This is a genomic window from Ruegeria sp. D3, from assembly GCF_056534465.1.
In genome coordinates, this window is sequence record NZ_JBQFPK010000005.1 from 106,815 (window position 1) to 120,373 (window position 13,559).

A 13,559-nucleotide genomic window follows, 5' to 3' on the forward strand; every position below is an offset into this window, starting at 1 on the left:
AAACCATATTCCGGTGGGTAGATAAAGCAAAATGCTTGCGTCAAACAGACGCTATTTTTGATCTGGATCAAACCCGAAAGGTCCCAACCCATGCCCAACGACCCGTTTCGACCATTTGAAAGCGCTTTACCACACGACGAAGCGCTTGCGGTTTTGCGCTCTGCCACTGCCGGCGCCGAGGACGGAGAATTGTTTGTCGAACGCAGGAAATCCGAGTCGCTGATCTTTGACGACGGGCGTTTGAAAACGGCATCCTACGACGCCTCCGAAGGATTCGGCCTGCGCGCCGTGCAGGGTGAAGTGGCCGGTTACGCCCATTCGACTGATGTCTCGATTGGTGCGTTGAAACGGGCCGCGGAAACGGCTCGCCTGGCGGTTGGCGATGGCGGCGGCACCTTGGCGGATGCGCCTCGGGCCACCAACACGCGGCTTTATACGGACGAAGACCCGATCGAATCCGCCACCTTTCCGGTCAAGATCGAAACGTTGCGCGAGATCGATGCTTTTTCCCGTGATTTGGACACGCGGGTCGTACAGGTCAGCGCCACTATCGCCGCGTCAGTACAAGAAGTCGAGATTCTACGCCCCGACGGCCTGATCGTTCGGGACGTGCGCCCTATGACCCGTCTGAATGTCTCGGTCATCGTGGAACAGAACGGACGGCGCGAAAGCGGCTCGGCGGGCGGAGGAGGTCGCGTGGGCCTGGACGGTCTGATAGACCCCGCCGACTGGCAGGACAAAGCACGCGAAGCGCTGCGGATCGCATTGGTCAATCTGGACGCCGTCCCTGCCCCGGCAGGTGTAATGGAAGTCGCGCTCGGCCCTGGCTGGCCAGGCATCCTGTTGCACGAGGCGATCGGCCACGGACTAGAGGGCGACTTCAACCGCAAGGGCAGCTCGGCTTTTGCCGGGCTGATGGGGCAGCAGATCGCCTCAAAAGGGGTCACGGTTGTGGATGACGGCACGATTGTGGATCGGCGCGGCTCGATCTCGGTTGATGATGAGGGCACGCCCAGTTCGCGCACCGTCCTCATCGAGGACGGCGTCCTGACCGGCTACATGCATGACCGCCAGAACGCTCGCCTGATGGGGGTTTCGCCAACCGGCAATGGCCGTCGCCAAAGCTATGCACATAAACCTATGCCACGTATGACCAACACTGTGATGCTGGGCGGAAATGCCGCCCCTGAATCACTGGTGGCCGAAATCAAAGACGGAATCTGGGCCGTCGGTTTTGGTGGTGGTCAGGTCGACATCACCAATGGCAAATTCGTGTTTTCCTGCACCGAGGCGTATCGGGTGGAAAACGGCAAAATCGGAGCGCCGGTAAAGGGCGCAACCCTGATCGGGGATGGACCATCCGCGCTGAACCGCATTCGAGGGTTGGGCAATGATATGGAATTGGACCCCGGCATGGGAACGTGCGGCAAAGACGGTCAGTGGGTGCCTGTAGGCGTTGGACAGCCGACGGTCTTAATGAATGGGCTAACCGTCGGCGGATCGGCGGCATAGGTCAGAATCAAAACGGTTTTCTCGGGGTGCAGGGTTAACACGGCGCCCCGATGACCGCTTATTGACTCCAGAAAAACTTCGGCTTATCGCGCAGCACCTCGAAATTTTTCCCATTCTTTTCATAGCACTATAGCATCTTCACGACTCAATTCGAAAGAATATTGGGAAAATTTGAAGCGATTCAGAAGCTGTTAACTCCTGCAGTCGTAAACCAGTTCTGCAATCAGGCGGAGCAACGGATGACCGAAGAGCAGCTTTCTTCCTATCACCCCACACTCCCACCCACCACGGAAGAGGATCGGTTTTCCTGGCTTCGTCTGTTGCGCTCTCGCAAGGTTGGTCCGGCGACGTTTCGTCGGCTGCTGCGGGAACATGGCTCAGCGCAGAATGCGCTGGCCGCGCTGCCCGAAATGGCACGCGCCGCCGGTATTGAAGGGTATGAAACGTGCCCGCCCGGCGTGATTGAGGCGGAACTCAAGGCCGCAAAAGCTGCCAAAGCGCAGCTTTTGTGCCTTGGGTCCGCCGATTTTCCTGACGCTTTGAACGATCTCAATGATGCCCCGCCAATACTGTGGGCCATCGGCGACGTGTCGATATTGCACCGCCCTACGGTGGCGATGGTTGGCGCGCGCAATTGCTCGTCACTCGGCGCGCGGATGGCGCGAGGGCTGGCGACGGATCTGGGCAAAAAGGGACATGTCATCGTCTCGGGCCTGGCACGCGGGATCGACACTGCGGCGCATATGGCCGCTTTGGATACAGGTACTGTTGCTGTAATGGCCGGTGGCGTCGATGTGATCTATCCCGCCGAGAATACTGATCTCGCCCATAAAATCGCCGAATCCGGGTTGCGTGTATCGGAGCAGCCCATGGGCGTGACACCGCAAGCCCGGCATTTTCCGCGCCGCAACCGGATCATCTCGGGTCTGGCCCAAGCGGTTGTGGTGGTCGAAGCTGCCGCAAAATCCGGCAGCCTGATCACCGCGCGCGACGCGCTGGATCAGGGGCGCGAGGTTCTGGCCGTCCCCGGCCACCCGTTTGATGCCCGCGCGGGCGGTTGCAACCTGTTGATCCGCGATGGCGCAACTTTGGTGCGATCGGCCGAGGATGTGATCGAATCCTTGCCGAAACGCGATCTTCTTACTGCCGACCAACCCAAAGAACCGCCCGTTCAATCGACAACCCCCACGACGGTTGCAGCGTTGCACGAGGCGATTTTAGCATGCCTTGGCCCCTCGCCCATGGCCGAAGATCAACTTATCCGCGATATCGCCGCGACGGCGGGCGAAATCGGCCCCGCGCTTGTCGATCTGGAGTTGGATGGACGCATACAAAGACAGCCCGGCGGGTTGTTGTCCCTCTCGACCTGACCTGCCGGACGCACCGTTATTCTGTGCGTATCAATTTGAAATTCCCCCCAAATTCCTGTGCCTCAAGGAACGCATTGACAATTCGCTCTTGCCCTCCACATTTTGCACCATCATAGAAGGCGCATAATCCGTCGAGCGAGGTTTCACCTTAAATGCCTGTAGTTGTTGTAGAATCCCCTGCCAAGGCCAAAACGATCAATAAATATCTTGGCCCCGACTACACGGTTCTGGCGTCTTATGGCCATGTGCGCGACCTTCCACCCAAGGATGGATCCGTCGATCCCGAACATGAATTCGAGATGAAATGGGAGGTCGGCAATGACAGCCGCAAGCATGTCAAAGCCATCGCTGACGCGCTGAAAGAAGACAACGCCCTGATCCTCGCCACTGACCCCGATCGCGAGGGCGAGGCGATCAGCTGGCACTTGCAAGAGGCGCTGACCAAGCGCCGCTCGATCAAGAAGGACACGCCCGTCAGCCGTGTGACTTTCAACGCCATCACCAAGGACGCCGTGACCGAAGCGATGCAGAACCCGCGTCAGGTCGATATGCCGCTGGTCGAGGCTTATCTGGCCCGCCGCGCGCTGGACTATCTGGTGGGGTTCAACCTGTCACCCGTTCTATGGCGCAAGCTGCCCGGTGCGAAGTCGGCAGGACGCGTACAATCCGTCTGCCTGCGCTTGATCGTCGAGCGCGAGATGGAGATCGAGGCGTTCCAACCAGTCGAATACTGGTCGGTCAAAGCGTTGTTCGAAACTCCGCGCGGCCAGACTTATGAGGCGCGTCTGGTCACGCTGGCCGGGAACAAGCTGGACAAGCATGATCTGAAGAACGCCACGCAGGCTGAACTGGCCGTTCAGGCGATCACCAGCCGCGCGCTAACCGTAACCTCGGTCGAGGCGAAACCGGCGGCTCGGAACCCCAGCGCGCCATTCATGACCTCGACCCTGCAGCAGGAAGCCAGCCGCAAGTTCGGCATGGGCGCGCGTCACGCGATGCAGGTGGCGCAGCGCCTGTATGAGGCGGGTTACATCACTTATATGCGGACTGACGGCATCGACATGGCCCCCGAGGCCGTGGCCGCCACCCGCGATACAATCACCGACCGCTATGGCGCGGATTACGTGCCCGACAGCCCGCGCATCTATAAAAACAAGGCCAAGAACGCGCAGGAAGCGCACGAATGTATCCGCCCCACGGATATGACCCGCGATGCCAGCGACCTGAAGGTGACGGATGAGGATCAGCGCAAGCTTTATGATCTGATCTGGAAACGCACCATTGCCTGTCAGATGGCCGCCGCACGGCTGGAACGCACCACGGTCGAGATCGGCAGCGGTGACGGTCAGGTCGGCCTGCGCGCCACTGGTCAGGTGGTCATGTTCGACGGATTCATGCGCGTCTATGAGGAAGGCCGCGACGACGTGGCCGATGACGACGACAAGCGCCTGCCGCAGATCACGCAAGGCGATCCGGCGCGGTTCGCCAAGACCTCGCTGAAGGATCAATTCGTCAAAGCCACCAGCGACGACAAACAGGCCGTGCTGGCCGAGAATGAAGCTGTGCTGGCCCTGCAACACCACACGCAGCCACCCCCGCGCTATACCGAGGCCACTTTGGTCAAACGGATGGAGGAGCTAGGGATCGGGCGCCCGTCCACCTATGCCAGCATCGTGACCACGATTCAGGACCGCGAATATGTGCGCAAGGACAAGAACCGGTTGATCCCCGAAGAAAAAGGCCGGATCGTCACAATCTTTTTGCTGAATTTCTTCCGGCAATACGTAGGTTATGAGTTTACCGCCAATCTGGAAGGCGAGCTGGACGATGTGAGCGCCGGCGACCGTGACTACAAAGACCTGTTGGGCAAGTTCTGGCGTGATTTCTCGGCCGCGATTGGTGAGACATCCGAGCTGCGGATTTCCGAAGTGCTGGACAAGCTGGATGAAGCGCTGGCCCCTCAGCTGTACCCCCCGCGCGAAGACGGCTCCGACCCGCGCGTCTGCCCGAAATGCGGCGTGGGGCAACTGCACCTGAAAACCTCGCGCACAGGAGGGTTTGTGGGCTGTGGCAACTATCCCGAATGCACCTATACCCGCCCCATCGCGGGCGAAGGGGCTGAGGGCGACGAACGTCTGCTGGGCGAAGATGCGGGCGATGAGATCTGGTTGAAATCCGGCCGGTTCGGGCCTTATGTCCAGCGTGGCGAACCCACGCCTGAGAACAAGAAACCGCCCCGCGCATCCCTGCCTCGCGGCTGGAGCAAGGACGACATGGATCTGGACAAGGCGCTGACCCTGCTGTCCCTGCCTCGCCAGATCGGTGAACACCCCGAGGGCGGCATGATCAGCTCGAATTTCGGGCGGTTCGGGCCGTATATCATGCACCAGATGCCGGAAGAGGCTAAGCCGGTCTACGCGAACCTCAAAGACCCCAATGACGTCTTTGAAATTGGTATGAACCGCGCGGTTGAGATGCTGGCTGAAAAACGCGCCAATCCGGGGCGTGGGCGGCGGGCGGCGGCCAAACCGCTGAAAGAGCTGGGTGATCACCCCGATGGCGGCGTGATGCAGGTGCTGGACGGGCGCTATGGGCCTTATGTGAGGTGGGAAAAGGTCAACGCGACCATTCCCAAGGACATCAAGCCCGAAGACGTGACGCAGGAAATGGCCATCGAACTGGTCAACGAACGCGCCGCCAAAAAAGGCACCAAAAAGAAGGCTGCCCCCAAGAAGAAAGCCGCGCCAAAGAAAACCGCAGCCGCCAAAAAGACGACCAACAAGGCGGAATAGGTAGAAATACCACCACCCCCTTGGTTTCATTGACTTCCCCGTGACGTGGCGGCACAACTCGCCCAACACCATGTCATTGGGGGAGTTTTCCATGAAGAAAATCTATGCCAATGCCTCTGAGGCGCTCGACGGAGTGATCTCGGATGGCATGTTGATCGCAGCGGGCGGGTTTGGCCTGTGCGGCATCCCGGAACTTCTGCTTGAAGCGATCAAAGCCTCGGGCGCGAAGGATCTGACCTTTGCCTCGAACAATGCGGGGGTCGACGATTTCGGTATCGGCATTCTGCTGCAGACCCGTCAGGTCAAAAAGATGATCAGCTCGTATGTCGGAGAAAACGCCGAGTTCATGCGTCAGTATCTCAGTGGCGAGCTGGAGTTGGAGTTCAACCCGCAGGGTACACTGGCCGAGCGGATGCGCGCAGGTGGCGCGGGTATTCCCGGTTTCTACACCAAGACAGGCGTAGGCACCGTGATCGCCGAGGGCAAAGAGCATAAGGACTTCAACGGCGAGACATATATCATGGAGGAAGGCATCTTTGCCGACCTCGCCATCGTCAAAGCGTGGAAGGCGGACGAGACCGGCAATCTGGTGTTCCGCAAGACAGCTCGTAATTTCAACGTGCCTGCCGCCACCTGCGGCAAAGTCTGCGTGGTCGAAGTCGAAGAGATCGTGCCCACCGGGTCGTTGGACCCCGACAGCATCCACCTGCCCGGCATCTATGTGCACCGCATCATTCAGGGCAGCCACGAAAAGCGCATCGAACAGCGCACCACCCGCAAGAAGGAGGACGCATAATGCCTTGGGATCGTAATCAGATGGCCGCCCGCGCGGCGGATGAGCTGGAAGACGGTATGTATGTGAACCTCGGCATCGGTATCCCAACGCTGGTGGCGAACTATGTTGGTGACAAGGACATTACCCTGCAATCCGAGAACGGGATGCTGGGCATGGGCCCCTTCCCTTTTGAGGGCGAGGAAGACCCCGACCTGATCAATGCGGGTAAGCAGACGATCACCGAACTGTCTCGCACCGCTTATTTCGACAGTGCGACCTCATTCGCCATGATCCGCGGCGGCAAGATCGCAGCGGCCATTCTGGGCGCGATGGAGGTGGACGAGAAAGGCGATCTGGCCAACTGGATGATCCCCGGCAAGCTGGTCAAAGGCATGGGCGGCGCGATGGATCTGGTGGCTGGCGTAGGCCGCGTGATCGTCGTTATGGATCACACCAACAAACACGGCGACTCGAAAGTGCTGAAAGAATGCACCCTGCCCCTGACCGGTCAGGGTGTGGTCGATCGCATCATCACCAATCTGGGCGTGTTGGACGTGGTTGAAGGCGGCCTGCGGATCGTCGAACTGGCCGATGGCGTCAGCGAAGACGAGATGCGCGCCGCCACCGAGGCGACAATCGTCGCCTGAACCAAAGAAGGCCCACCAACCCGCGTGGGCCTTTTTAGTTTGCCGTCTGGAAAACGCACCCGTCCGAGATGAGCTGCGGAGGGGTCAGACACAAAGCCCGCGCGACCTGAAACGCGGCAAGCACTTTGGGCACGTAGTTGCGCGTCTCTTTATAGGGCGGTACGCCGCCATGTTTGCGGACGGCCCCTTCACCTGCATTATAACCAGCCAACACAAGGATCGGGTCGTTTCCGAACTCTTCCATCAACCAGTTTAAATACTTCACCCCGCCCGAGATGTTCTGACCCGGATGGAAGCTGTCCTCAACGCCAAACCGCCTTGCCGTTGCTGGCATCAATTGCATCAACCCCTGGGCACCCGCGTGGCTGACCGCGTCAGCCCGGCCAGCAGATTCAACCGATATCACGGCCAACACCAGCGCAGGCGAAACATTCGTACCAACTGTCGAACGCAGGATATCGACCCCCTGCTGCTGAGCGATGTTCTGCAAAGTCTGCAATCGCGGAGAGGACACGTTGACGGCTGCCAATGCCTGTATCGCTTGATCAAGACGTCCTGCGCCGGCTTGATCTAGCGCGGGCGACACTTCTTCCCAAAAAGCCGTATAGGACCCGGCGGGTTTGTCAGCCCCGCCCGGCAAACTCGGCGGCGCGACTCGTGTACGTGTAATAATCTCGGATTCTTCCAGGTCCGCACCAGTGCTGGGCGCCGAAGGTCGGGCTGCGTGTTCCTCTGGCGATATCTGCACGGTGATCTTGGGCCGCGACCCAGGTTTCGGCGGCTTCACCCTTTTATAGACGCCACGTGGTTCAATTGTCTGAGCAACAACAGAGCCCGGCCCTGTTAACAGCATTGCCACCGCACCGGCGCAGAGTATTGCGTCCCGCAGATTCATTTTGCCCGCCTCATGAATTTTATCTTTTGACTGATTTGAACCAAGAATCTGCGTTCAAAGCCATAAAAACAACGTGAATTGGGGCATTTTCGCCTCATTTGCCGTAAAATTACATCGGAACAGTGAGGTCGAAATACGTTTTTCGATTTTTTATTTATTTATTTTCAATGCGTTACCTAAACTCCTGCGAAAAAGTTAAACTTCCGCGAAAAAAAATGTGATTTGGCCCAATTCCTGCCACGCCTGACCGTCAAACATAATGCCATACCGAGACGGTCGAGAGCGGACTGAGAGAGAAAGCTCTGAAAGACGCCAAGGTTTAATTGACTTTTTTGATCCTTTAGGAGGGACGTAACATGATCAAGTTCATCAAGAACTTCCGCAAAGACGAAGACGGCGCAGTAACAGTTGACTGGGTTGTTCTGACCGCAGCCATCGTTGGCCTGGCAGCAGTTGCTTACACCCAGGTTGGTGAAGGTACCAACCAGCTGGCGAACACCGTCGAAGGCGCGCTGTCGGGTACTGCAGTTTCGACTCCGGTGACCACCATCACACCGCAAAGCTAAGTTTAGTACTTAACGTACTTGAAGGGGGCCACGGTTTCAGAGCGTGGCCCTTTTTTTATAAACTTTCTTTTTAAGTTGGGTCTCTCATGATGCACAGAATTGCAAACTTTGCTGCAGACGAAGATGGGGCCGTTACCGTTGATTGGGTGGTTCTAACGGCCGGCTTGGTTGGTTTTGGGTCAATCATTTTCCTGAACCTTTCAGATCCGATTCAACACGTTGATTCGGAAACAGGAACTGCGCTTTCATCGATGGAAGTTCATCAACCTGAATTCAATATCAGCTACTGACTCATCAGTCGGTGACCAAACTCATGATTTGGCACTGACGAAAAAAAAATCAAAGATTGTCCCCCTTTTCGACACAATTCGTCGATAGCTGTGATTGAGATTAGCTGCGCATGACGGCAGCAAAACCAAAACAGAGAAATACGAGGGTACGCAAATGCGCGCAGTATTTGGACTTGTCCTGATTGTCGGGGTCGCTTTGGCCGGTGGCGCTGTTTATCTGGCGCAAGACTACATCGCACAAACTCAAGCCCAGCTAGAACGAGAGAAAAAAGCCGCGCAAGACGCGATGGCAAACGCCACCAACATCGCCACCGTGGACGTTTTTGTATCGAACCGCCCGTTGAAATATGGAGAGCGCCTGGTTCAAGAGGATGTCCGACTTGTCAAATGGCCTGAAGACGCACTTCCAGAAGGTACCTTCCAGGAACTGGCCACATTGTTTCCCGAAGACGCAAAGGGCGACAGGTATATTCTGAGAGCCATGGAGAAAAATGAGGCTCTGCTGGAAGTCAAGGTCACCAAACCTGGAGAATCTGCTGGATTGACCTCGCGCCTCCAAAAGGGAATGCGCGCCTTTGCTATCAGGGTCGACGTTGCGTCAGGAGTATCCGGCTTTTTGCGTCCAGGTGACAATGTCGATGTTTACTGGACTGGTTCAGTTTCAGGGGCCCTTACGGGTGAAGGTGGTGAAATCACGCGCCTGATCCAAACCAACGTCGAACTGATTGCCGTCGACCAAACGGCAGGGTCTGATCTGACGGGCGCGAGCATCGCGCGTACTGTGACCGTAGCTGCAACGCCTGAACAGATTGCGTCTTTGGCGCAGGCACAAAACACCGGACGGATGTCTCTGGCCTTGGTGGGTGTTCAGGACGAAACGGTCGCCAGCGCGATTGAGGTTGATCAGCGAAAGCTATTGGGAATCAAGGAAGCCGCGCCTGTCGAGGCGAAGGTGGAAGAGCGCAAGTGCTACACCAATATCCGGCGTGGTGCAGAAATTGTTCAGAGTCAAATTCCCTGTACAAACTAACGTTAAATCAGGGATTTACTGGCACAAGCCGCGCACCCAGCGCGGCTTGTTTCATTTTGGTTGTTGCGAATTGTCCACATAAGGAAAATTCCAGAAACCATTGATTATTGCAATAAATTAGCAATTGACGCAGTGTTATTGCACATAAGGCATTAGCCCTAAAACGAGGCGTGATCGGAGAGGCAGGTCACATGAAAATACATTCTTGGATTAGCGCAACCCTTCTGGGGTTGACGCTTGTAGTGAGTTCCATCGGCGATGCAGCCTGGGCTCAAAATCTTCGTGTGGTAAAGAAGGGCACAGCGGAAACGCTGGACGTCCCGATGAACCGCGCAATTGTTGTTGAGAGTGAGGAACCGTTTGCCGAACTCAGCATTGCCAACGCGGGAATCGCTGATATTTCGTCGCTTTCGGACCGTACCATTTATGTATTGGGCAAGGCGCCCGGTCTGACCACTCTGACATTGTTCGACGGTGCTGGCAATTTGCTGGCCAACGTGCGCGTTCGGGTTTCCCCGGATGTATCCGAATTCAAAGAACGGCTGCGGCAGATCCTGCCGAATGAGCCGATCGAAGTGCGGACCGCAAATGACGGTATTGTACTGTCGGGCACCATCTCTAGCTCAGCCAAACTGGCGCGGGCATTGGAACTGGCCGAGCGCTACGCGCCCGAGCGTGTTTCCAACCTGATGTCGGTCGGCGGCGTCCAGCAGGTTATGCTGAAAGTGCGCTTTGCCGAAATGAGCCGATCAGTGGCAAAAAGCCTGACGGCGTCGCTGGGCTTTGGAGGAAGCGACGTAACCGGGGGTTTCAACACACTTAACTCTGCCGGTGCTTTGGCTAACGCGTTGAATAATAACATTCCTCTGCAACAAACCAACACAGGTGCGATTCTGTTCGGTTTTGGCGCAGGCTCCACACAGGTTCGCTTGTTGCTGGAAGCGCTCGAAGCTAAAGGCTTGGCGCGTAGCCTTGCGGAACCGAACCTGTCCGCGCTGTCGGGTCAGGAAGCAGAATTCCTTGCAGGTGGCGAAGTGCCGATCCCGGTTCCCGCGGATGACGGCAACATCGCGATTGAATACCGCGCATTTGGTGTTCAGATCCTGTTTGTTCCGCGCGTTGTGGACGGCGACTTGATTAACCTGGAAATGGGTACGTCAGTGTCGGCCATCGACAACAGCTCGGACTTCACGATTGCGGGTAACAACGTACCGTCCTTTGTCACCCGTCGGACCAGAACCACGGTTGAGCTGCGGGATGGTGAGAGCTTTGCGATTGCGGGGCTGATTCAGGATGACTTCAGCGACTTGAACAATCAGGTTCCGTGGCTCGGCGATGTTCCCGTACTGGGTGCGCTGTTCCGCAGTGCTGAATACCAGCGCCAGCAAACGGAACTCGTCGTGATTGTCACTGCGCATCTGGTCTCGCCCACACGTGGTGAAGCGCTGGCTCTGCCGACCGACCGGGTCAAGCCCCCAAGCGAGTTTGATCTGTTCATCAACGGCAAGACAGCACGCACCGAACGTTTAGGATCAGGTGGTGCGTCTGAAGTCGCCAAACAGGACTTTGGTAGCTCCTACGGCTACATCCTGGAATGATTAGGAGGATAGGACCAATGCAGAAGTGGATTATAGCACTGGGTCTTTCGGTCGCTGTCGCCGCTTGTACGCGTGAGGCCGGATATGAAGTCGACCAAGGTGCCTTCGGAAACGCAACTCTGAACAACCGGCAGATTATGACAGGTGAACTCACCTATGCTCAGATCCTAGGTCGCAGGTTCGCGGCGGAAGTGCCAACGCAGATCAACTTTGCGTTCGACAGCGCACAGCTTGACGCAAACGCACAGCGTGTACTGTTACGGCAAGCCGATTGGATCAAGCAGTTCCCCGAAGCGCGATTCCGCGTTTACGGCCATACGGACCGAGTCGGCTCTCAGTCGTATAACCAAAGCCTAGGCCAGCGTCGCGCCAATGCAGCGGTCGCGTTCCTGACACGGCAAGGTATTTCGCGCTCGCGGCTAGAAGCTGTTGTTTCCTTCGGTAAAACGCAGCCTCTGATCGACACGCCGAACAGGGATCGACGCAACCGCCGTACGATTACAGAAGTGTCTGGCTTTGTAGATCGCAAACCTCAGTTACTTGACGGCAAGTACGCGGAAGTCATCTACCGCGAATACGTTGAAAGCGCGACAACCGAGAGCTTCATCGTAGACACAGACGCCGCCGAGGCATCTGAGTAATAATAACGCGAATTGGGCGACATCGTCGCCCAATTCCCAACAATTGGTTCTTTTGCGCCCCATTCTCGCCTAAGTTCCAAGCCAAATTCTCAACAATTGGGTGTAGTGCGGCAAAAAAAGCCGCAACCGGGCATCAGCTCGCCGAGGCAAACCTGAACGGTTCGTCGCGGTTTGCTGCCCTCTGGACGAGGATTTTGTTAATGACGAACGCCACGACAAACGAAGACAACAACGCCATTCTGGCCTGCACGATCAGTCGTGACGTCCAGAACTTTGATCTGCTGATTGAAGATATGGAAGCGGCACTGGGTGAGCGTTGGGGCGACCTGGGATTTGCAGAAGCTCTTGCGTTTTTCGGCCAGCCTGAAGCCGACAGTTTAGAATTCGTGGCCCTAGCTATTGATGGTGAGGACGAAGATGACCTGACCATGATGGGTGAAATCATCTCTCGCGCGAAGGAAAAGAGGATCAAAGTGGTTCTGATCGCCGAGGACGTGACTCCTGCAGCGTTGCACCAACTCTTGCGGAAAGGCGCTGATGAATTCGTCCCCTACCCGCTTCCGGAAGGTGAGTTGCAGGAAGCCATTGCGCGTATGAACAAACCTGATCCCGCGGTTGTGACACAGGAAACGGCCGTGTCTCTGCCCCAAGGGGCATCAAAGGAAGGTGCCTTGTTTGTGGTTCACGGATTGGCCGGTGGAGTCGGATCTACCACCATGGCCGTGAACCTGGCTTGGGAACTTGCGACCACGTCGGACAAGACTTCTCCCAAGGTATGCCTGATCGACCTGGATCTACAGTTTGGTACGGTCTCGACTTACCTGGATCTACCGCGCCGAGAAACAGTGTTCGAAATGCTGTCTGACACGGCGTCCATGGATGACGACATGTTCTCTCAGGCGCTGCAGTCCTACGAGGACAAGATGGAGGTTCTGACCGCGCCGTCTGACATGGTGCCGTTGGATCTGATCACTCCGGAAGATATCCAGCGCGTTATTGACACTGCGCGCAAGCATTTTGACTACGTGATTGTCGACATGCCGTCGACTTTGGTGCAATGGTCCGAGACCATCCTGCAAGCGGCCCATGTGTATTTTGCAGTCATCGAACTCGACATGCGCTCGGCACAAAACGCCCTGCGTCTGAAGCGCGCTCTTCAAGCGGAAGAGCTACCGTTCAACAAACTGCGTTTCGCGTTGAACCGAGCTCCGAAGTTTACCGATCTGAACGGGAAAAGCCGCGTCAAACGGATGGGTGAAAGCCTTGGAATATCCATCGACCTGCAACTGCCGGATGGGGGAAAACCCGTCATGCAAAGCGGTGACCATGGTTTACCGCTGGCAAGTTCAGCCGCCAAAAACCCGCTGCGCCGTGAAATCGCAAAGCTGGCAAAATCGCTCCACAGCCTTGGCAGCAGCGACGCAGAAGCTGCGTAAGACAGGT

12 protein-coding genes are annotated in these 13,559 nt (G+C 56.9%); 11 read left to right on the plus strand and 1 reads right to left on the minus strand.

Going from position 1 to position 13,559, the window contains the following annotated elements; genetic code table 11:
* The first annotated feature begins 90 nt into the window (after window positions 1–90).
* The 5 genes from tldD to ACR0DX_RS09370 all read left to right on the plus strand — a co-directional run bounded on the left by tldD (window position 91) and on the right by ACR0DX_RS09370 (window position 7,096).
* The gene (gene tldD, locus ACR0DX_RS09350) at window positions 91–1,512 is read left to right on the plus strand and encodes a metalloprotease TldD (protein ID WP_170354945.1); all 1,422 of its coding nucleotides are present in this window, start codon (window positions 91–93) and stop codon (window positions 1,510–1,512) included.
* 239 nt (window positions 1,513–1,751) lie between these two features.
* Window positions 1,752–2,882 (plus strand): DNA-processing protein DprA, encoded by a 1,131-nt coding sequence (gene dprA / locus ACR0DX_RS09355; protein WP_170724507.1) that lies wholly within the window; start codon window positions 1,752–1,754, stop codon window positions 2,880–2,882.
* A 152-nt stretch (window positions 2,883–3,034) separates the two neighbouring features.
* On the plus strand, window positions 3,035–5,674 hold the full coding sequence (gene topA, locus ACR0DX_RS09360; protein ID WP_170354943.1) for a type I DNA topoisomerase: 2,640 nt from the start codon (window positions 3,035–3,037) through the stop codon (window positions 5,672–5,674).
* 91 nt (window positions 5,675–5,765) lie between these two features.
* A complete protein-coding gene (locus tag ACR0DX_RS09365) occupies window positions 5,766–6,470 on the plus strand; it encodes a CoA transferase subunit A (protein ID WP_170354942.1) in 705 nt (234 codons plus the stop codon).
* Window positions 6,470–7,096, plus strand: a complete 627-nt coding sequence (locus tag ACR0DX_RS09370; RefSeq protein WP_170354941.1) for a 3-oxoacid CoA-transferase subunit B — start codon at window positions 6,470–6,472, stop codon at window positions 7,094–7,096. Before ACR0DX_RS09365 ends, ACR0DX_RS09370 begins: the two co-directional genes overlap by 1 nt.
* Before the next feature lie 34 nt (window positions 7,097–7,130).
* On the opposite strand, the gene ACR0DX_RS09375 is transcribed toward ACR0DX_RS09370, so the two are convergent.
* On the minus strand, window positions 7,131–7,991 hold the full coding sequence (locus ACR0DX_RS09375) for a lytic transglycosylase domain-containing protein (protein ID WP_170354940.1): 861 nt from the start codon (window positions 7,989–7,991) through the stop codon (window positions 7,131–7,133).
* A gap of 356 nt (window positions 7,992–8,347) precedes the next feature.
* Here ACR0DX_RS09375 and ACR0DX_RS09380 point away from each other — a divergent pair, with 356 nt between their 5' ends.
* The 6 genes from ACR0DX_RS09380 (at window position 8,348) to ACR0DX_RS09405 (ending at window position 13,552) form a co-directional block, all read left to right on the plus strand.
* The gene (locus ACR0DX_RS09380; RefSeq protein ID WP_170354939.1) at window positions 8,348–8,557 is read left to right on the plus strand and encodes a Flp family type IVb pilin; all 210 of its coding nucleotides are present in this window, start codon (window positions 8,348–8,350) and stop codon (window positions 8,555–8,557) included.
* Between the two features lie 89 nt (window positions 8,558–8,646).
* Complete coding sequence (locus tag ACR0DX_RS09385; protein WP_480494323.1) at window positions 8,647–8,847, plus strand: hypothetical protein; 201 nt, start codon at window positions 8,647–8,649, stop codon at window positions 8,845–8,847.
* 154 nt (window positions 8,848–9,001) lie between these two features.
* A complete protein-coding gene (gene cpaB, locus ACR0DX_RS09390; protein WP_170354937.1) occupies window positions 9,002–9,877 on the plus strand; it encodes a Flp pilus assembly protein CpaB in 876 nt (291 codons plus the stop codon).
* Window positions 9,878–10,068: 191 nt separating this feature from the next.
* Window positions 10,069–11,475, plus strand: coding sequence for a type II and III secretion system protein family protein (locus ACR0DX_RS09395; RefSeq protein WP_170354936.1), 1,407 nt, complete (start codon window positions 10,069–10,071; stop codon window positions 11,473–11,475).
* Between the two features lie 17 nt (window positions 11,476–11,492).
* Window positions 11,493–12,116 carry an OmpA family protein gene (locus ACR0DX_RS09400; RefSeq protein ID WP_170354935.1) on the plus strand — a complete coding sequence of 208 codons (624 nt, stop codon included), beginning with the start codon at window positions 11,493–11,495 and terminating at the stop codon, window positions 12,114–12,116.
* Window positions 12,117–12,316: 200 nt separating this feature from the next.
* Window positions 12,317–13,552, plus strand: a complete 1,236-nt coding sequence (locus ACR0DX_RS09405) for a CpaE/TadZ family protein (protein WP_170354934.1) — start codon at window positions 12,317–12,319, stop codon at window positions 13,550–13,552.
* Window positions 13,553–13,559: the final 7 nt, after the last annotated feature.